This is a genomic window from Dyella sp. 01L423, from assembly GCF_056399945.1.
This window is the reverse complement of record NZ_JBFTSI010000005.1, coordinates 365,993-386,016: the sequence shown is the minus strand read 5'-3', so window position 1 is coordinate 386,016 and position 20,024 is coordinate 365,993. Positions and strand designations below refer to the sequence as shown.

The following is a 20,024-nucleotide window of genomic DNA, read 5'->3' as shown; positions in this document are numbered from 1 at the left end:
TGGGCAAAAAAAACCCCGCCTTGGCGGGGTTTTTCTTTATCAGCTCAGCTGACCATGGCAATGCTTGTACTTCTTGCCGGAACCACAGGGGCAAGGATCGTTGCGACCGACGCGCGGACCGTCCTGCTGAGGCGCACCGGCCGGTGCGCCCATGCTGCCGGCGGCCACTGCTTCGGCGTCCATACCCAGCGCACCCACCGGCGCACCGCCGCCGCTCGCCAGCATCTGGCGCTGCAGCCGGTCAGCCAGGCGCTGCTGCTCGGCTTCCATCGCAGCGACTTCTTCTTCGCTGCGCACGCGCACGCGCGCCAGCATTTGCACCACTTCGGCCTTGATGCGGTCGAGCATGCTGGAGAACAGCTCGAACGACTCGCGCTTGAATTCCTGCTTGGGCTGCTTCTGCGCATAGCCGCGCAGATAGATGCCCTGGCGCAGGTAGTCCATGCTCGCCAGGTGTTCCTTCCAGGCGTTGTCGACCACGCTGAGCATGATGTGCTTTTCAAGCTGGCGCATGGTCTCCACGCCAGTCTGCTGTTCCTTCGCCTTGAACAGCTGCTCGACCGCCTGGCGCACGTGCTCGAGGATCATCTTGTCGTCGATCTCATGCTGCTGATCGATCCATGCCTTCAGATCGATCGACAGGCCGAACTCGCTTTCCAGCTCGCGATCCAGGCCGGCGATATCCCACTGCTCGTCGATGCTGTCCGCCGGCACGTGACGATGCACCAGTTCGCTCACGACGTCGTCGCGGATGTCGGCGATGGTGTCGGACACATCGTCCACCACCAGCAGTTCGTCGCGCTGCGCGTAGATCACCTTGCGCTGGTCATTGGCGACGTCGTCGAATTCGAGCAGGTGCTTGCGGATGTCGAAGTTGTGCTGCTCGACCTTGCGCTGCGCCTTTTCGATCTGGCGGCTGACCATGCGGTCTTCCAGCGCGTCTTCTTCCTTCATGCCGAACATGCGCATCCAGCGGCCGACCCAGTCGCCCGCGAAAATGCGCAGCAGGTTGTCTTCCAGCGAGAGATAAAAGCGCGAGGAACCCGGATCGCCCTGACGGCCCGAACGGCCGCGCAGCTGGTTGTCGATGCGACGCGATTCGTGACGCTCGGTACCCACGATATGCAGGCCGCCGGCAGACAACACCTTCTCGTGCAGTTTCTTCCACTCGGCCTTCGCCTTGGTGCGGTCGGCGTCGGAGGCGTCTTCCGGCAGCTGCGCGAGCGCGGCTTCCAGGCTGCCGCCCAGCACGATGTCGGTACCGCGACCGGCCATGTTGGTGGCGATGGTGACGGAACCCGGCGCACCGGCCTGCGCCACGATGTGCGCTTCGCGCTCATGCTGCTTGGCGTTGAGCACTTCGTGCGCGATCTTTTCCTTGCGCAGCAGATCGGACAGCAACTCGGACACTTCAATCGAGGTGGTACCCACCAGCACCGGCTGTCCGCGCTTGTGGCAATCCTTGATGTCCTCGATCACCGCGCGGTACTTGGCCTGCTGGCCAAGGAAGACCATGTCGGCGTTGTCCTGGCGGATCATCGGCTTGTGGGTGGGGATCACCACCACTTCCAGTCCGTAGATCTGCTGGAATTCGTAGGCTTCCGTATCGGCCGTACCGGTCATGCCGGCCAGCTTCTTGTACATGCGGAACAGGTTCTGGAAGGTGATCGTGGCGAGCGTCTGGTTCTCGCGCTGGATCGGCACGCCTTCCTTTGCTTCCACCGCCTGGTGCAAACCATCGGACCAGCGACGGCCCGCCAGCGTACGGCCGGTGAACTCATCGACGATGATCACTTCGCCATCGCGCACGATGTAGTCGACGTCGCGGTGATAGATCGCGTTGGCGCGCAGCGCGGCATTCAAGTGATGCACGACGGCGAGGTTCTTCGAATCGTACAGGCCGCTGTCCGCGTCGATCACGCCAGCCTGGCGCAGCAGTTCGTCAGCGTGCGACATGCCCTCTTCGGACAAGTGCACCTGCTTCTGCTTCTCGTCGACGAAATAATCGCCGGCACTGTCTTCCTTCTCCTGGCGGATCATCTTCGGCACGATCTTGTTCACCGCCAGATAAAGCTGCGGGGAATCTTCGGCCGGGCCGGAAATGATCAGCGGCGTGCGCGCTTCATCGATCAGGATGGAGTCCACTTCGTCGACGATGGCGTAGTGCAGGCCGCGCTGGTAGCGCTGGTCCTTGCTGAGCGCCATGTTGTCGCGCAGGTAGTCGAAACCGAATTCGTTGTTGGTGCCGTAAGTGATGTCGGCCGAGTAAGCCACGTGCTTGTCGGAGTGATCCATACCCGGCCAGACCACACCGGTGCTCAGGCCGAGGAAGCCGTACAGCTTGCCCATCTGCGCCGAGTCGCGGCGAGCCAGATAGTCGTTCACGGTAACGACGTGCACGCCCTTGCCTTCGAGCGCATTGAGGTAGACCGGCAGCGTACCTACGAGAGTCTTGCCTTCGCCCGTGCGCATTTCGGCGATGCGGCCCGAATGCAGCACCATGCCGCCGATCAGCTGTACGTCGTAGTGGCGCATGCCGAGCACACGCTTGGCGCCTTCGCGCACGACCGCAAAGGCTTCCGGCAGCAGCTTGTCCAGCGCCTCGCCCGCAGCGACGCGCTGCTTGAACTCGTCCGTCTTGGCGCGCAGCGCCTCGTCGCTCAGCTTCTCGAATTCGGGTTCCAACGCATTGATGCGCGCGACATTTTTGGAGAGCTGGCGCAGCACACGTTCGTTGCGGCTACCAAAAAGGCTCGTCAGGGCACGGTTGAGCATCGATCTTCCGGATCTAAGATTCATGAACGGCCTGCCGGACAAATCCAGGCAGGACGAAAGGATTGATGATACTAGGGTCGGCGGGCTATCCCAAACGGCGCGTCACTACAGGCATCGCCCGGCACCGAGACGCGGCATTCCCTTGCGGTTACGCCGCAGACTCCCCCAGCATCGTCCCGTTCATGGAGTGGCGGCACGCCAGAAAGCTTTCAAGGGCAGCCTCAACCACCCTTGTGGGCGCGCTCAGCGATGGTTCTTCACGAAGGCCAGCGGATTGACCACGCGGCCCTTGTACCAGACCTCGAAATGCACATGAGACCCTGTGGAGCGGCCAGTGGAGCCGGCCTCGGAAACCACATCGCCGACATGCACGCGCTGGCCCGGGCTGACTTCCAGGCGGCTGTTATGGGCGTAGCGGGTCATATAGCCATTGCCGTGGTCGATCTCGATGACCTCGCCGTAGCCCGTACGCTCGCCGGCGTAGGTGACCATGCCTTCTGCCACGGCGTGGACCGGCGTGCCCTTGGGCGCGGAGATGTCCAGACCCGTGTGGTAGGCGCTATGACCGCTGAACGGGTCCGGGCGACCACCAAAATAAGAGGAGATGTAGCCTTCGACCGGCATCCCGGTGGGCTTGAGATTGGATTCGATCTTTGCATCCAGCAGCAGGCTTTGCAGCGCTGAAAGCTGCGCCTGCTGGCTGTCGAACTGGCTGGCGAGCTGGTTGATGCTGGTGTCGAGGTTCTGCGGCAACGAATAACCGCTGTCCGCGCTGTCTTCCACACCGCCGACCGCCGGCTGCTCGTCGAAGTTGAATTCGCCATCGTCCAGCTTGCCGACCTGGGTCAGGCGTTCGCCCAGGGCGTTCAAACGGGTGGACTGCGCCTGCAGCTGGCCCAGCTTCACCGCGAGCGCGTCGATATCGCGCTGGGCGTCCTTGCGCACGCCGCCAAGCTGCTCATTCTGCTGCAGTACCTGTTGCCGCAGGCGGCGGATTTCCGCCAGCGCCCGGTCATGCGGACTGGCCACCGCCATCGCCACGGCACCGCCCAGACCCGCACAGGCGAGTACGCCCGCCGCGGCCACCGCGAACAAGCGCCAGCGCAGGCGCCGATCGGCGAGATTCCAGGTTTTCGGCACCTTTTTGGTGCGGGACACAAGTATGATTTGCATAGTGTTCTACGTCAGAAGATGTCGGCATCCATGCAGCGCGATGACCCTAAGCCTTATCGCCGCTCCGGTTCCGGCCTCAAAGCCATTACCGATTACGGCCCTATTGCCTCACTGGCGCGTAAAGCCCGTGAGCTTGATGCCTTGGATCGCGCACTGCGCCAGACGTTACCGTCACCACTCCGCGATCAGGTTCGCTTCGCCAACCTGAAAGACGGCCGCCTCGTTTTTCTGGCTCCCTCGCCGGCTCTGGCCGCCAGGCTGCGCCTGCTCCAGGCGCAAATCCTCTCGACCGCACGTGCCGTGGGCACGTACGCCAGTTCAGTCACCGTGAAAGTGGCCCCCCAACCACCGACAGAAAACGTGCCGGATCGGTCAAAACCGCTTTCGCCAGCTGCAGCCTCTCACTTGAGAGCCGCTGCAGCCTCAACCACAGACCCCGAATTGCGGGAACTGTTCCTCGAGTTGGCGTCCATCGCCGAAGTTTCTGATTCCCGATCCGACGAAACCCCCTGACGCTGGGTTCCGGCTTGCTACTCCATCGACACACTTCCCAGCCACCGGCCCGGGGGTCGGTGCTCATGGGTTTATACCACGCCCCCACGGACCTGATAGACCCTGATGTCATCAGTACGTGAACAGCTGCCAATAGAAGGCGCGAGGTATATCACAAAACGAACGGCCGCGTCCCAGGGACGCGGCCGTTCAGTTTGTTCAGGTTTGTCGAGGACTTAGCTGATCGCGGGGCGATCAGATCGCCTGCGCCGGGTGGGCGTAGGAGATCGGCGAGGTGGCCGGATCGTCCGCGAAGCTGACCTCTTCCCAGGCCGTGGCGTCGGCCATCAGGGTGCGCAGGAGCTTGTTGTTGAGCTCATGACCCGACTTGTGGGCGTAGTAGGCACCGACCAGGCTGTGGCCGAGCAGGTAGAGATCGCCGATCGCGTCGAGGATCTTGTGCTTGACGAACTCGTCCTCGTAACGGAGGCCGTCTTCATTGAGCACGCGGTAGTCGTCGAGCACCACGGCGTTGTCCATCGAGCCGCCGAGCGCGAGGTTGTGTTCGCGCAGCATTTCGATGTCACGCATGAAACCGAAGGTGCGGGCGCGGCTCACTTCCTTCACGAAAGAGGTGGTCGAGAAGTCGATTTCAGCGCGCGAGGTGCGCTTGCTGATGATCGGGTGGTTGAACTCGATCGAGAAACCGACCTTGAAGCCTTCAAACGGTTCAAAGCTGGCCCACTTGTCGCCGTCCTGCACCTTGATCGGCTTCTTGATGCGGATGAAGCGCTTGGCGACGTTCTGCTCTTCGATGCCGGCCGACTGCAGCAGGAACACGAAGGGACCCGCGCTGCCATCCATGATCGGCACTTCCGGCGCGGAGAGGTCGACGTAGGCGTTGTCGATGCCCAGGCCCGCCATCGCCGAGAGCAGATGCTCCACCGTCGAAACGCGGACTTCGCCATTGACGAGCGTGGTCGAAAGACGCGTGTCGCCGACATTGTCGGGACGTGCGTAGATTTCGACCGGCGGATTGAGATCGGTACGGCGGAACACGATGCCCGTATTCGGGGCAGCGGGGCGAAGCGTCATATACACCTTGTCGCCGGTATGCAGACCGACGCCGGTGGCGCGAATGATGTTCTTGAGCGTACGCTGCTTGATCATTTTTTTGGTACCTGTAAGGGGCAGCAGCCAATTTAGGGAACGGATGCTAACACAGTCTTAACCTGTGAAAAGGCGATCCGCGCCACACACACTGTTCACCCTTTCATGCTCCTTTCATTCATGAATGAGTTCCATTCATGGGGTGCGCAGCATTTATCCAAGTACTTTCAATGACTTAACTTAAGCGCAACGCCCCGAACCGGGACGGGATCCGGTTTCGGGGCGTCGGACCAGGCCAGGAATCCATCCTGGCCGGTCATGCTCATCCGTGAGGCATGGCCCTACAACTCGAGAACGAGCACCGGAACGCCGTCAGTCAAGCCACTTCCCGTCCCGAAGGGCGGAAAAGCGGACTCGGGCAAGGGTTCCGCCGAGGCGGATCCCATGCGCGATTCGTTACTGACAAGTGAAACCGGCGATTTGTTCAATTTTTCTTCAAATTATTTGCCCAGTCAGTTTGTTCAGTCCGCCTGACGACGCAGGAACGCCGGAATGTCCAGGTAATCGAAGCTGGGGTCGGCGCTCTTGGCCGGGCCGCCGGTTTCGACGCGGCTGGTGGTGGTGACCTCCGGCTGGGCGTAGTCGACCACTTCGTTGCCGGTACCGGTACGCAGCACGACCGGACGCGGACGCTGGCGCATCTCCACCTGCTGGGCAACCACCGGACGCTGCGGCTGACGGGTGGCGGCGGCGCGGTTGAGGCCGGTGGCCACGACCGTGACGCGCACGTCGTCCTGCATTTCCGCATCGAGCGAGGTGCCCATCACCACAGTGGCGTCTTCGCTGGCGAAGTCATGGATGATGCGGCCGATCTCGTCAAATTCGCGCATGGTCAGGTTCGGACCGGCGGTGACGTTGACGAGGATGCCGCAGGCGCCGTTGAGATTGACGTCTTCCAGCAGCGGGTTGTTGATGGCGGCCTCGGCGGCTGCCTGGGCGCGGTCGTCGCCACGGGCGGTGCCCGAACCCATCATCGCCATGCCCATCTCGGACATCACCGTACGCACGTCGGCAAAGTCGACGTTGATCAGGCCCGGGGCGGTGATCAGGTCGGCGATGCCCTGCACGGCGCCGAGCAGCACGTCGTTGGCGGCCTTGAACGCATTAAGAAGAGTCACTTCGCGACCGAGCACCGACAGCAGCTTTTCGTTCGGCACGGTGATCAGCGAGTCGACGTGCTGCGACAGGTCTTCGATACCCTTGGCGGCGACCTGCATGCGGCGGCGACCTTCGAACGGGAACGGCTTGGTGACCACCGCGACCGTCAGGATGCCCTTTTCCTTGGCGAGCTGGGCCACGACCGGGGCTGCGCCCGTGCCGGTGCCACCGCCCATGCCGGCGGTGATGAACACCATGTCAGCGCCTTCGAGCATTTCCTCGATGCGCTCGCGGTCCTCGAGCGCGGCCTGACGGCCCACTTCCGGATTGGCACCGGCGCCCAGTCCCTTGGTGACGTTGGCGCCGAGCTGCAGGTGCGTACGCGAGCCGCAGCTCTTCATCGCCTGCGAGTCGGTATTGGCGACGACGAACTCGACGCCTTCGATGTTTGCATTAAGCATGTGTGCCACGGCATTTCCGCCGCCGCCGCCCACGCCGATGACCTTGATTACTGCATTGGGTGCGAGTTTTTCGATGAGTTCAAACATTTCCCGTCCTCCGTAGAGCATCGTTGTCGTTGTAACCGCGGGTGCTGACGCTCCTGTCGCCCCGAGGTGGCGGACGAACATCCATTCGTCCTAGGCCAGGCCTCATGCCCTGCCCAATTCTTGAATTCAGAAATTCTTGGTAATCCAGCCGCGCAACTTGTCGACCAGGCCGCCCACGCTGCCGCCGCTGGGACCGCTCACCCGCATGCCGCCCGACCGCGAGCCGTGCAGCAGCAGGCCCACGCCGGTGGAATGCAGCGGATTGGCGACGACCTCGCCCAGGCCGCTCACGTGCTGCGGCACGCCAATGCGCACCATCTTGTGGAAGATCTCCTCGGCCAGCTCGAGCGCACCTTCCATGCGCGAGGCGCCACCGGTGAGCACCACGCCGGCCGCCACCAGGCTTTCGTAGCCGGAGCGGCGCAGCTCGTCCTGCACCATCTCGAAGATCTCCTCGTAGCGCGCCTGCACCGACTGGGCCAGCGACTGGCGCGCGAGACGGCGCGGCGGACGATCGCCCACGCTCGGCACCTGGATGGTTTCCTCGGCATGCGCCAGCTGCGCCAGCGCGCAGGCGTACTTGATCTTGATTTCTTCGGCATGCGCGGTCGGCGTATGCACGCCATAGGCGATGTCGTTGGTCACCTGGTCGCCGCCCACCGGCAGCGACTTGGTGTAACGGATCGCGCCCTGCGTATAGATGGCGATGTCGGTGGTGCCGGCGCCGATATCGACCAGGCACACGCCCAGCTCGCGCTCATCGTCGGTGAGCACGGACTTGGCGCTGGCTACGGCCGAGGGCACCAGCTCGTCGACGGTGAGACCGCAGCGCTGGATGCACTTGCTGATGTTCTGCACCGCCGCGGCCGCGCCGGTGACCAGGTGCACGCTCGCTTCCAGGCGCACGCCGCTCATGCCGACCGGCGAGCGGATGCCGTCCTGGCCGTCGATGCGATATTCCTGCGACTCCTTATAGAGCACCTTGCGGTCCGCCGGGATCGCCACCGCGCTGGCGGCTTCCAGCACCTGCTCCAGGTCGCCCGGGGTCACTTCGCGATCGCGGATCGGCGCGGTGCCGTGCGAGTTCTTGGTTTCCAGGTGGCTGCCGGAGATCGAGGCGTAGACCGAGCGGATATCGCAGCCCGCCATCAGCTCGGCCTCTTCCACCGCACGCTGGATGGAGTGCACGGTCGATTCGATATCCACTACCGAGCCGCGCTTCATGCCGCGTGACACGTGCGTGCCGATGCCGATCACTTCGATCGGTTCGCCCGGTTCGTACTCGCCGACGATCGCCACCACTTTCGAGGTGCCGATGTCGAGGCCGACGACTAGTTGCTTGTCGTTCTTGGTCTTCATGTGCGGGGTGAGCCTCCAGCGTTCACGGTGTTCGCCTGGGGCGGCCATCGAACGGCAAATCCATTGGTGTATCGAAGATCGGCATAGGCGAAGCCCTCGGAGTGGCCCGCCATCAGTTGTGGGTAGACATCGAGGAAGCGGCGCAGGCGACGGCCCGCCTGCTCGCGATCGCCGATGACGATCTGCGCGCCGCTGCTCGTGGTGAGACTCCAGCTGCCACGCTCGGTGAGCGAGACGCCGGTGATTTTCAATTTGGTGTTGGCGAAGGCCTTCTGCGTTTCCGCGTAGAAGCTCACCACTTCGGCCAGGCGCGCATCCGGGCCGCGCAGATCCGGCAGATCGCTGTTGGCCGACACGTCCGGCACGTCGAACACCAGGCCCTGGCGGCTGATCAGCTGCTTCTCGTTCCAGCGCGCAAACGGCTGGCGCTCGTAGATGCGCAGGATCAGCGTGTCGGGCCAGCGCTTGCGCGCCTCCACCGACTCCACCCACGGCAGCGCGGACACGGACTTCTGCACGCCATCGATGTCGAGCGCGAAGAACCCTTTGCCGAGGCGCGGCATCACCACCGAGCGGAGCGAATCCTCGGTGACGTGCTTGAACTCGGCTTGCACCATCAACTGGGTCACCGGCCAACGATTGGCCGCAAACCATCCGCGCAGCACGCCGACGATCGGCAGCGCCACGAGCGCGATGGCTAAAACCCAGGCAACGAGGCGGACGGTTCCCCTCACACGCCCTCCCGGAAGCTCGTTTCCAGCACGCGCCAGCACAGCGTCTGGTAGTCGATGCCGGCGACGGCGGCCGCCTTGGGCACCAAAGAATGCGAGGTCATGCCCGGCGCCGTATTCACTTCCAGCAGCCAGTTGCGGCCCTGCTTGTCGCGCATCACGTCTACGCGACCCCAGCCGGAACAGGCCAGGGCATCGAAGGCGCGCAGCGCCAGTTCCTGCATCTCGCGCTCGTCGTCGCCGCGCAGACCCGGGCAGATGTACTGGGTGTCTTCGGCGATGTACTTGGCGTTGTAGTCGTAGTACTCGCCCTTGGGCACGATGTTGATGGTGGCCAGCACCTGGCGATCGAGGATGCCGACGGTGTACTCGCCGCCCTCGATCAGCGTTTCCATCAGCATGTCGCCGGGATACTTCTGCGCCAGCTCGACGGCGGCATCGAGGCCGCTTTCGTCGAACACGCGGGTGACACCGACGCTCGAACCTTCCCAGGCGGGCTTCACGATCAGCGGGAAACCGATCTCGCGCGCAGCGGCATGCACGTCCGCACCACGCGGCAAGGCCTTGAACTTCGGCGTGGGCAGGCCGGTCGCCTGCCAGACCAGCTTGGCGCGGATCTTGTCCAGCGACAGCGCCGAGCCCAGCACGCCGGAACCGGTGAACGGCACGCGCAGCGACTGCAGTGCGCCCTGCAGCTCGCCGTTCTCGCCGCCACCGCCGTGCAGAATATTGAACACGCGGGCGAAGTGACCCGCGCGCACTGCATCGAGCAGCGCCGGAATGCCGTCGATGGCATGCGCATCCACGCCGCGCGCCTGCAGCGCTGCGAGCACGTTGCGACCGGAGTCCAGCGAGACCTCGCGCTCGGCCGAGCTGCCGCCCATGACGACGGCGACGCGGCCAAACTGTGCGGGATCGGTAATCGTCTTGCTCACTTGTGGGTCCTCAAATGGCCGGCGTTGGCCAGCTCAACAGCCGCTGCGCCGATATCGCCGGCGCCGAGCAGCAGCAACAGATCGCCGTCGCGCAGCAGCGCGGGCAGCGTTTCCTTGAAATCGCGTGGATGGTCAATCAGCACCGGATCGACCTTGCCGCGTGCGCGCACGGCGCGCGCCAAGGCGCGGCCATCGGCGCCAGCGATGGGCGCTTCGCCCGCCGCATAGATTTCGGTCAGCACCAGCACGTCGGCTTCGGCGAGCACGTTGGCAAAGTCGTCGAGCAGATCGCGCGTGCGGCTATAGCGGTGCGGCTGGAAGCCGACCACCAGGCGGCGATCGGGCCAGCCGCCGCGTGCTGCGGCGAACACCGCCGCCAGTTCGCGCGGGTGATGGCCGTAGTCATCAACGAGCAGCACGTTGCCATGGTCCAGCGCGATCTCGCCGCGACGGTGGAAACGGCGACCCACGCCCTGGAACGCTTCCAGCGCTCGGGCGATCGCTTCGGCTTCCACACCCAGCTGCCAACCGATGGTCGCGGCGGCCAGCGCGTTGAGTACGTTGTGCCGACCTGGCAGGTTCAACTTCACGTGCAGAGCTTCGTTGCGGCCCGGCAGCCACAGGTCGAAGTGCATTTCGAAGCCGTGCTGCGAGAGATTGCTCGCGCGCACGTCGGCGTCCTGCGTGTCGATGCCGTAAGTCATCACGCGGCGAGTGGTCGACTTGGCCAGCGCGGCGACTTCCGGATCGTCGACGCACAGCACAGCCAGGCCGTAGAACGGCAGGCGATGCAGGAAATCGTCGAACGCCTTCTTCACCTGCGCGAAGTCGTTGTTGTAGTTCTCCAGATGATCCGCGTCGATATTGGTGATCGCGGCGATCACCGGCGACAGCATCAGGAACGACCCATCCGATTCATCGGCTTCGGCGACGATGTACTGGCCGGTGCCCAGGCGCGCGTTGGCGCCGGCGGCATTGAGCTGGCCGCCGATCACGAACGTCGGGTCGTAGTTCGCTTCGGCCAGCACGCTGGCGGCGAGACTGGTGGTGGTGGTCTTGCCGTGCGTGCCGGCGATGGCGATGCCGCGACGGAAGCGCATCAGCTCGCCCAGCATCTCGGCACGCGGCACCACGGGAATACGCGCGGCGCGAGCGGCCTGCAGCTCCGGGTTCTCCGCCTTGATGGCGCTGGAGGTGACGACCACGTCGGCGTCGCCGATGTGCTCGGCAGCGTGTCCCACGTGCACGACGATGCCGAGGCTCGCCAGACGCTGTGCGGTTGGCGAGTTGGAGCGGTCGGAACCGGACACGGCATAGCCGAGGTTGTGCAGCACTTCGGCGATGCCGCTCATGCCCACGCCGCCGATGCCGATGAAGTGCACGCGGCGGAAGGTGGTCATCAGATCTTCGTGCGCGAGCAGACGGCGCGGCGTCATGCGGCCACCTCCATGCAGGCACGGGCAATCACGTCCGCGGCATCGGGTTTGGCCAGCGTGCGCGCGGCCTCGCCCATCGCAATCATGCGTTCGCGGCTATCCAGCAGAGCTTCCAAGCGCTGCGCCAACTGCTGTACGTCCAGATCTTTCTCCTGAATCAACTCGGCCGCATGCGCGGCGACCAGCGCCTCCGCATTGCGGGTCTGGTGGTCATCCACCGCATAAGGGAATGGCACGAGGACGGCGCCGAGTCCGGCAGCCGTGAGCTCGGCGAGGGTCAGTGCGCCCGCGCGGCAAACGGCGAGGTCTGCCCAGGCATAGGTGCCGGCCATGTCTTCGATGAAGGGCACGATCTGCGCTTCCACGCCGGCCTTCGCATAGGCCGCGCGTGCCTCGTCGATGCCACGGTTGCCACACTGGTGCAGCACTTCCGGGCGCTGTGTCGGCGACATCAGTGCCAGCGCCTGCGGCAGCGCGATGTTGAGCGCGCGCGCGCCGAGGCTGCCGCCAAGCACCAGCAGACGCGGGCGACCTGTGCGACCAGCCATGCGCTCGCGCGGCGACGCCAAGCCGGCGATGGAGGCACGCACCGGATTACCGACCCACTCGGCATTGGGCAAGGTATCGCTGAAGCCGGCAAGTACGCGCTGCGCATGCGCGGCCAGCTTGCGATTGGTGAAACCGGCAACGCGGTTCTGTTCGTGCACCAGCAACGGGCGATGGGTGAGTCGTGCCGCAACGCCACCGGGCCCGGCCACGTAGCCACCCATCGACAGCACGCTGCGCGGCTTGATCCGACGCAAGGCAGACAACGATGAGAGCAGCGCGCGCGCCAGCATCATCGGCGCCATCAACCGCGTCTTTAGGCCTTTACCACGCAGGCCGCCCACGGGCACGGTCACCAGCTCGATGCCATGGGCCGGCACCACTTTGGTTTCCATGCCGCCCTCGGCGCCCAGCCAGACCACCGGCACGCCGTGCGCCCGCAGCGCTTCGGCCACGGCCAGGCCGGGGAAGATATGACCGCCGGTACCGCCGGCCATGATCAGCACGGGACGCTGTGCGCTCATGCGGTCACCGCCTCGCGTCCAGGTGCCGCGGCAGCGGCGTTCGCATCGGGCACGGCGTTGGCCGGCATGCGCGTAGCCATCTGTCGCGCATCGATCGCGCGATTGATTTCATAGGTCGTACGCAACAGCACGCCGGCCATCGCGCAGGTGAGCACGATGGACGAACCGCCGTAGCTGATCAGCGGCAAGGTAAGGCCCTTGGTCGGCAAGGCACCCAGGTTCACGCCGATGGACACCATCGCCTGCAGGCCGATCATCATCGAGATGCCGCAGGCCACGTAGCCGGCGAAACGCTGGCCGATCTCCATGCCCTTGGCACCCAGGTACAGGCCACGGCCCACGGCGACACCGAACAGCAGCATCACGAACAGGATGCCGGCAAGGCCGAATTCTTCGGAGATAACCGCAAAGATGAAGTCGGTGTGCGCTTCGGGCAGATAGGACAGCTTCAGCACGCTGGAGCCCAGTCCCACGCCCGTCCACTCGCCACGACCAATCGCCATCAGCGATTGGGTGAGCTGGAAGCCGTCGTTGAACGGATCGGCCCACGGATCGACGAACGAGGTGAGGCGACGCATGCGGTACGGCTCGAACTTCGCCACGAACCACAGCAACGCCACCACCGGCAGACCCATGCCGCCGAGATAGACCGGATTGGCGCCCCCCATCCAGATCATGCCGATGGTGACCGCGATCATCAACGTGGCGGAACCGAAGTCCGGCTGCACCAGCAGCATCACCACGAACAGGCCCGCCACCATGATCGGCTTGAACAGCCCCCAGAAGCTGGTTTCCACGCTTTCGCGATGGCGCACCAGATAGCTGGCGACGTACACGACCAGGATGAGCTTGACCGCCTCCACCGGCTGAAACGTGGTGATGCGGAAGTTGAGCCAGCGATGCGCGCCATTGAGCCTCATGCCGATGCCCGGCACGAACACCAGCACCAACAGCAAGACCGCGCTGCCGAACATCATCCAAGCGTGCTTTTCAAGCAGCTTCAGTTCCGTGCGCATGGCAAAGGTCGCCACGATCGCGCCCAAACCCAGGAACAACAGATGCTTCTTCAGGTAGTAGAACGCGCCTATGTGCTGGCTGTCGGCCACGGCAATGGAACTGGAGGTCACCATCACGACACCGACGCAGGCCAGACCGACGAGCGCGATCACCAGCAGCATGTCGAAGCTGCCGCGGGGTCCCTGTCGTCGTTTGGCTTGGGTGGCGTCGAAGATCATCTCAGCGCACCTTCAACGTGGCGAGGCCGATCAGCACCAGCACGACGCTGATGATCCAGAAACGCACGATCACGCGGGGCTCGGGCCAGCCCTTGAGTTCGAAATGGTGATGGATCGGCGCCATGCGGAACACGCGCTTGCCGGTCATCTTGAAGCTGGCCACCTGGATCATCACCGAGGCGGTTTCCATCACGAACACGCCGCCCATCACCAGCAGCACGATTTCCTGGCGCACGATCACCGCGATTGCGGCGAGCGCCGCGCCGATGGCCAGCGCGCCTACATCGCCCATGAAAACTTGTGCGGGATACGTGTTGAACCACAAGAAGCCCAAGCCCGCACCCGACAGCGCGCCGCAGAAAATCGCCAGCTCGCCCGCACCGGGAATCGACGGAATGCCCAAGTATTCGGAGAACACGCGGTTGCCGGCGAGATAGGCGAACACGCCCAGCGCGCCCGACACCAGCACGGTCGGCATGATGGCGAGGCCGTCGAGCCCATCGGTGAGGTTCACCGCATTGGAGAAGCCCACGATCATGAAGTAGGCGACCACTACGAACAGGATGCCCAGCGGCAGCGCGACCTGTTTGAACAGCGGCACGTACAGCGCGGTTTCGGCGACCGGCGCGCCACCCGTCGCATGCGGCGCCGTGTAATAGAGGAACAGCGCGGCAGCAAGACCGAACACCGACTGCCAGAAGTACTTCCAGCGCGAGGCCAGGCCGCGGCTATCCTTCAGCACCAGCTTCTTGTAGTCGTCGTAGAAACCGATCACGCCAAAGCACAGCAGCACCGCCAGCACCAGCCACACATAGCGGTTGTGCAGGTCGGTCCACAGCAGCGTGGAGAGCGTGACGGCGAGCAGGATCATCACCCCGCCCATGGTCGGCGTGCCGGCCTTGGACAGATGCGTCTGCGGGCCATCCTTGCGCACCACCTGCCCGGCCTTGAGATCGGCGAGCTTCTGTATGAGCGTGGGGCCAAACAACAGCGACATGGACAGCGCGGTGAGCGCGGCCATGATCGTGCGGAACGTGATGTACTGGAACAAATGCAGGGAGGTGAAGTGCCTGCCCATCCAGTCTGCGAGTTCAAGCAGCATCGGATGCGCCCTCCCCATTTCCCTTACTGCCGCGCAGTGCGGCTACGACTTGATCCATACCGGCGGAACGCGAGCCCTTGATGAGGCAGATCACGCCACCGTGCAGTTGTTGCCTGAGTGCGGCGGTCAGTGCCGCCTTGTCGGCGAAATGCTCGCCGCGCTCGCCGAACGCCTTGATTGCCGCCGCGCTCAACGGCCCTACGGCAAACATGCGGTCGATGCCGTGCTGGCGGGCGCGCTCGCCGATGCCGGCGTGTAGCGCCGCCGCGTTGTCGCCGAGCTCCGCCATGTCGCCCAGCACCAGCCAGCGCTCGCCTTCTGCCAGTGCCAAGGTGTCGATGGCGGCGCCGACCGAGCCGGGGTTGGCGTTGTAGCTGTCGTCGATCAGCGTCCAGCCAGCGGGCATGCGCTCCAGCTGCAGGCGACCGGCGACGCCAGGCACCTGCTCGAGGCCTTCCACGATGGTGTCGAGCGGCACTTCGAGCGCCAGCGCAATAGCGGCGGCCGCCAGTGCGTTGGCGATGTTGTGGCGACCCGCCAGCGGCAGGTGCACATCCGCGTCGCCCACCGGCGTGCTCAGCACAAAGTGCGAGCCGTCCACGCGTTGGTCGACGATGTCGGCGCCGATATCCGCCTTGTGATCCAAACCAAAGCGCAACTGGCGACGCGAACCGGCCAGGCCCGAGAAGAAACTGGCGAACGCATCGTCTGCATTGATGATGGCCACGCCGTCGACCGGCAAAGCCTGATACAGCGCGCCCTTGGTTTCGGCCACGCCTTCCACGCTACCCATGCGCTCAAGATGCGCCGGAGCAATGGTGTTGACGAGGCTGATATCGGGCCGCGCGATGGCAGCCAGATAAGCGATGTCGCCCGGCTTGCCGGCGCCCATCTCAAGCACGGCAAACTCGGTATCCTGCGGCATCGCCAGCAAGGTCAGCGGCAGGCCGAGCTCGTTGTTGTAGTTGCCGGCGTTGACATGAGTGCGGCCGTGGCGCGACAGGATCGACGCCGTCAGCGTCTTCACCGTGGTCTTGCCATTGGAGCCGGTAATGCCGATGACGCGCACGTTGGTCTGCGCGCGCACCGCACTGGCCAGGTCGCCCAGGGCGAGCTCGGTGTCGTCCACGACCACTTGAGGCAGCGGCGAATCAACCTTGCGCGTCACCAGCGCGGCCGCGGCGCCGCGAGCCATCGCATCGGCCAGAAAATCATGGCCGTCGACGCGCTCGCCCTTGATGGCGACGAACAGATCGCCAGGCTGCACTTTGCGCGTATCGATGGTCACCCGCATGACGTCCACATCGGCACCGATCAGGTGGCCGCGGGCCCACAGGGCGATGGCGCTCAGACGCATCATGCGCGCACCTCCAGCGCCTGGCGTGCCACGGCCAGGTCGTCAAATGGGCGCTTGCCGTGCGCACCTTCCTGATAGGTTTCGTGACCCTTGCCGGCGATCAGCACGACGTCGCCGGCCTGCGCCAAGGACAAGGCCAGCTCGATCGCCTGCGCGCGGTCGCGCTGCACCGTGGCCAGGTCGGGCTTGCGCAGGCCGGCCACGATCTGCGCCACGATGACGTCGCCGTCTTCGCCTCGCGGGTTGTCGTCGGTCACGATGATGCGGTCCGCCAGACGCTCGGCGATGGCGCCCATCTGCGGACGCTTGCCCGCATCGCGCTCGCCGCCGCAACCGAACACGCAGATCAGCTGGCCTTCGCAGTGCGCGCGCAATGCGCTGAGCGCCTGTTCCAGTGCATCCGGCGTGTGGGCGTAATCAACCACCACCAGCGGCAGCTGCGAGACACCGCCAAGGCGATTCATGCGTCCGTTGATCGGCTCCAGCGATGCCACCGCCTCGACGACGCGCTCGAACGATTCGCCGAGCGCACCCAGACAGGCGATCACTGCAAGGAGATTGGCGACATTGAAGCGGCCAAGCAGACGGCTGCGCACGGCATGCGCGCCCCACGGCGTCTGCACATCAAACGCCAGGCCTTCGGCCGAGGTGACAATGTTCAGCGCGCGCACATCGGTCTCAGCGTGATTTTCCGCACTCAGGCGCAGCGCCTGCACGCCCTGCGGCAAGCGCTGGGCGAGCGTGCGGCCAAACGCGTCGTCGATATTGATCGCGGCCGCCTGCAGCGTGGGCCATGCGAACAGCTTCGCCTTGGCTTCGCCATAGGCTTCCATGCTGCCGTGGTAATCGAGATGGTCGCGGGTGAGATTGGTGAACGCGGCGACGTCGAACGCCACCGCAGCCACGCGGCCTTGCTCGAGCGCGTGCGAAGACACTTCCATGGCCACATGCGTCGCGCCGTCATCGCGGAACGAGGCCAGCAGGCCCTGTACATTGATCGCGTCCGGCGTGGTGCGCTCGCCTTCGTTGATGCGGCCATGCAGGCCCGCGCCCAGCGTGCCGATGGTGGCGGCGCGATGACCCAGATACTCCAGCGCCTGCGCGAGCAACTGCACGGTGGAGGTCTTGCCGTTGGTGCCGGTGACGCCGATCACGCGCAGCGCTTCGGAAGGACGGCCGAAGAAACGCGAGGCGATCTCGCCCACCTTGCCGTGCAGGCCATCGACCCACAGCACCGGCACGTCGATGCCTTCGGCGTGCGCGGCCGGCGCTTCCGCCAACACCACGCGTGCGCCGCGTTCGACGGCGCCGCGCGCAAAGGCGATGCCGTGCTCGCGCGTGCCGCGCAGCGCAAAGAACGCGTCACCGGGACGTACCTGGCGCGAATCCAGCGTGAGTCCTGAAACGACGATATCGCCGACACCAGGGGTCTCGGCGATGCCTTGAAGCAGCTGGTCGAGGCGGGCGGTCATTGCGGAGCCTCGTCGACCGGTGCGTCATCCACGGTTTCGACCGTGGGCGGCTTGTTTCCTGTCAGGCCGTTTTGTCCCTGCAAAGGCCCGCCGACATACCAGCGGCCAATATTGTCCGGCGGCACATCCAGCAACCGCAGTGCGCCGTCCAGGACTTTGGAGAACACGGGACCGGAAACCAGCGCGCCGTAGTAACTGCCCTTCCTCGGATTGTCGACAATCACCACCGCCGCCAGACGCGGATTGGACGCGGGCACCACGCCGGCAAAGGCGGAACTGTAGTTTTTTTCGGAATAGCCGCCGGCCGTCGCCTTGTGCGCCGTTCCGGACTTGCCGGCCACGCCATAGTTGGCGATCCATGCATACGGCGCGCCCGTACCGCCCGGCTGCGTCACAGCCACCATCATCTGCACCAATTCGTTGGCGACCTTGCTGTCGATAATCTGCTTGGCTTCGTTGTCCGAGCCCTTCACGAAGGTGGGCAGGTGCATCACGCCGTTGTCGGCAATGGTGGCGTAGGCATTGGTGAGCTGTAGCGGCGTCACGTTAAGGCCGTAGCCATACGCCAGGATGGCCTTTTCCAGCATGCCCCAGCTCTTGCCCGGCCTCAGATAGCCCGAGGCTTCGCCCGGGAACCCGCTGTTGGTGCTGGCGCCAAAGCCGAACGCGCGATAGGTCTGGTACATCAGATCGGTATCCAGCGTCAGCGCGACTTTGGCGGCGCCGATATTGCTGGACTTGGCAATGATGCCGGTGGGCGACAGCATGCCGTTCGAGTGCGTGTCGCGAATGTCCTTGCGGATATAGAAGAAGTGGCCGTTGCCGGTGTCGACCATCGGACCCGTCGGCGTGTACTTGCCGCTGGACAGTGCGGCGGCCATCAAGACCGGCTTGATGGTGGAACCGGGCTCCACCACGTCGGTCATCGCGCGGTTGCGGCGGCTGGATGGGTTGCTGCCGCGCAAGGCGTTCGGGTTGTACGTCGGCCAGTTCACCATGGCCAGCACTTCGCCGTTGCGCACGTCGATGATCACCATGGAGCCTGAGTCGGCATCCGACTGCTCGATGGTGTTCTTCAATTCGTTATAGGCGAGGAACTGGATGCGACGGTCGATGCTGAGCGTGATGTCGCGACCCGGCTGCGGCGCGCGCACCAGGTCCAGATCCTCCACCACATGACCCTGGCGATCGCGAATGACGCGCTTGCGGCCTTCCTTGCCGGCCAGCCAGTCGTCGAACGCCAGCTCCAGGCCTTCCTGGCCGTGGTCGTCGATATTGGTGAAGCCCAGCACATGCGCGGTCACCGGACCGGACGGATAGAAGCGACGGAACTCGCGCCGCCCATCCACGCCCGGCACCGCCAGATCGAGCACGACTTGCGCAGCGTCGGGCGACATCTGCCGCTTCAGATAGACAAACTCGCGCTCGGAGCGCTGCGCCAGATACTGCTTGAGCGCATCCGGATCCATGCCGATGGCCTTGGCCAGCGCCGGCAGCTTGTCTTCGTTGTCCAGCACTTCGGCCGGGTTCGCCCAGATCGACACCACCGGCGTCGACACCGCGAGCGGCTCGCCATTGCGATCGAAGATGGTGCCGCGCGATACCGCGATGGGCACTTCGCGCAGGATGCGGGCGTCGGCCTGGTTCTGATAGAAGTCCTTGCGGACCACCTGCATGTCGAACGCGCGCGCCACCAATCCCAGTGAGGCGACGGCCAGCACACAGCTCACCACCAGCATGCGGCGGCGGGCGCTGGGCGCCACGCCGTTGCGGCGGGAAGAAGATGAGGATGTGCGCTGGCGCGGCCTCATCGGCGCACCAACTGGATGTCTTGCGGCTTGGGATTGAGCATGCCCAGCGCCTGGCGGGCCTCGTCGTCGACGCGACGCGGCTCGGCCCAGGTGGCCTGCTCCAGTTCCAGCTTGCCGTATTCGATGTTGAGGTCGTCGCGCTGGTTCTGCAGGCGGGTCAGCTCGACGAACAACACGCGGCTCTCATGACGCGTCCACACCACCGCGATGGCGCTGGAAAGCACCGCCGCCAGGAGGATGAACATGAAGAGGCCACCCAG

The 20,024-nt window shown here is 64.7% G+C and carries 16 protein-coding genes; 1 reads left to right on the top strand and 15 read right to left on the bottom strand.

Annotated elements, in window-relative coordinates; genetic code table 11:
• Positions 1-39 precede the first annotated feature (39 nt).
• Both secA and AC1DMY_RS15895 read right to left on the bottom strand, forming a co-directional pair.
• Positions 40-2,775, bottom strand: a complete 2,736-nt coding sequence (gene secA / locus AC1DMY_RS15900; RefSeq protein ID WP_477165888.1) for a preprotein translocase subunit SecA — start codon at positions 2,773-2,775, stop codon at positions 40-42.
• Positions 2,776-3,018: 243 nt separating this feature from the next.
• Positions 3,019-3,948, bottom strand: coding sequence for a M23 family metallopeptidase (locus AC1DMY_RS15895; protein ID WP_477165887.1), 930 nt, complete (start codon positions 3,946-3,948; stop codon positions 3,019-3,021).
• A 30-nt stretch (positions 3,949-3,978) separates the two neighbouring features.
• Here AC1DMY_RS15895 and AC1DMY_RS15890 point away from each other — a divergent pair, with 30 nt between their 5' ends.
• Positions 3,979-4,461 (top strand): DciA family protein, encoded by a 483-nt coding sequence (locus AC1DMY_RS15890; protein ID WP_046972287.1) that lies wholly within the window; start codon positions 3,979-3,981, stop codon positions 4,459-4,461.
• A 234-nt stretch (positions 4,462-4,695) separates the two neighbouring features.
• On the opposite strand, the gene lpxC is transcribed toward AC1DMY_RS15890, so the two are convergent.
• The 13 genes from lpxC to ftsL form a co-directional block, all read right to left on the bottom strand.
• Positions 4,696-5,610 (bottom strand): UDP-3-O-acyl-N-acetylglucosamine deacetylase, encoded by a 915-nt coding sequence (gene lpxC / locus AC1DMY_RS15885; RefSeq protein ID WP_046972236.1) that lies wholly within the window; start codon positions 5,608-5,610, stop codon positions 4,696-4,698.
• Between the two features lie 461 nt (positions 5,611-6,071).
• Complete coding sequence (gene ftsZ / locus AC1DMY_RS15880; protein ID WP_477165886.1) at positions 6,072-7,256, bottom strand: cell division protein FtsZ; 1,185 nt, start codon at positions 7,254-7,256, stop codon at positions 6,072-6,074.
• A gap of 126 nt (positions 7,257-7,382) precedes the next feature.
• Positions 7,383-8,615 (bottom strand): cell division protein FtsA, encoded by a 1,233-nt coding sequence (gene ftsA, locus AC1DMY_RS15875; RefSeq protein WP_121882535.1) that lies wholly within the window; start codon positions 8,613-8,615, stop codon positions 7,383-7,385.
• The gene (locus AC1DMY_RS15870; RefSeq protein ID WP_046972233.1) at positions 8,612-9,349 is read right to left on the bottom strand and encodes a cell division protein FtsQ/DivIB; all 738 of its coding nucleotides are present in this window, start codon (positions 9,347-9,349) and stop codon (positions 8,612-8,614) included. Before AC1DMY_RS15870 ends, ftsA begins: the two co-directional genes overlap by 4 nt.
• Complete coding sequence (locus AC1DMY_RS15865; protein ID WP_477165885.1) at positions 9,346-10,281, bottom strand: D-alanine--D-alanine ligase; 936 nt, start codon at positions 10,279-10,281, stop codon at positions 9,346-9,348. Before AC1DMY_RS15865 ends, AC1DMY_RS15870 begins: the two co-directional genes overlap by 4 nt.
• A complete protein-coding gene (murC, locus tag AC1DMY_RS15860) occupies positions 10,278-11,717 on the bottom strand; it encodes a UDP-N-acetylmuramate--L-alanine ligase (RefSeq protein ID WP_477165884.1) in 1,440 nt (479 codons plus the stop codon). Before murC ends, AC1DMY_RS15865 begins: the two co-directional genes overlap by 4 nt.
• A complete protein-coding gene (gene murG / locus AC1DMY_RS15855) occupies positions 11,714-12,787 on the bottom strand; it encodes an undecaprenyldiphospho-muramoylpentapeptide beta-N-acetylglucosaminyltransferase (RefSeq protein WP_477165883.1) in 1,074 nt (357 codons plus the stop codon). The genes murC and murG overlap by 4 nt, the downstream gene beginning before the upstream one ends.
• Positions 12,784-14,022 (bottom strand): putative lipid II flippase FtsW, encoded by a 1,239-nt coding sequence (gene ftsW, locus AC1DMY_RS15850; RefSeq protein WP_477165882.1) that lies wholly within the window; start codon positions 14,020-14,022, stop codon positions 12,784-12,786. The genes murG and ftsW overlap by 4 nt, the downstream gene beginning before the upstream one ends.
• 1 nt (position 14,023) lies before the next feature.
• The gene (mraY, locus tag AC1DMY_RS15845) at positions 14,024-15,124 is read right to left on the bottom strand and encodes a phospho-N-acetylmuramoyl-pentapeptide-transferase (RefSeq protein ID WP_477165881.1); all 1,101 of its coding nucleotides are present in this window, start codon (positions 15,122-15,124) and stop codon (positions 14,024-14,026) included.
• Positions 15,114-16,484, bottom strand: a complete 1,371-nt coding sequence (locus tag AC1DMY_RS15840; RefSeq protein WP_477165880.1) for a UDP-N-acetylmuramoyl-tripeptide--D-alanyl-D-alanine ligase — start codon at positions 16,482-16,484, stop codon at positions 15,114-15,116. Before AC1DMY_RS15840 ends, mraY begins: the two co-directional genes overlap by 11 nt.
• On the bottom strand, positions 16,481-17,953 hold the full coding sequence (locus tag AC1DMY_RS15835) for a UDP-N-acetylmuramoyl-L-alanyl-D-glutamate--2,6-diaminopimelate ligase (RefSeq protein ID WP_477165879.1): 1,473 nt from the start codon (positions 17,951-17,953) through the stop codon (positions 16,481-16,483). Before AC1DMY_RS15835 ends, AC1DMY_RS15840 begins: the two co-directional genes overlap by 4 nt.
• Positions 17,950-19,764: a peptidoglycan D,D-transpeptidase FtsI family protein gene (locus AC1DMY_RS15830; RefSeq protein WP_477165878.1), complete on the bottom strand. Its 1,815-nt coding sequence runs from the start codon at positions 19,762-19,764 to the stop codon at positions 17,950-17,952. The genes AC1DMY_RS15835 and AC1DMY_RS15830 overlap by 4 nt, the downstream gene beginning before the upstream one ends.
• Entirely contained in the window at positions 19,761-20,024 is a 264-nt protein-coding gene (gene ftsL, locus AC1DMY_RS15825) for a cell division protein FtsL (protein ID WP_169748746.1), read from the bottom strand. The genes AC1DMY_RS15830 and ftsL overlap by 4 nt, the downstream gene beginning before the upstream one ends.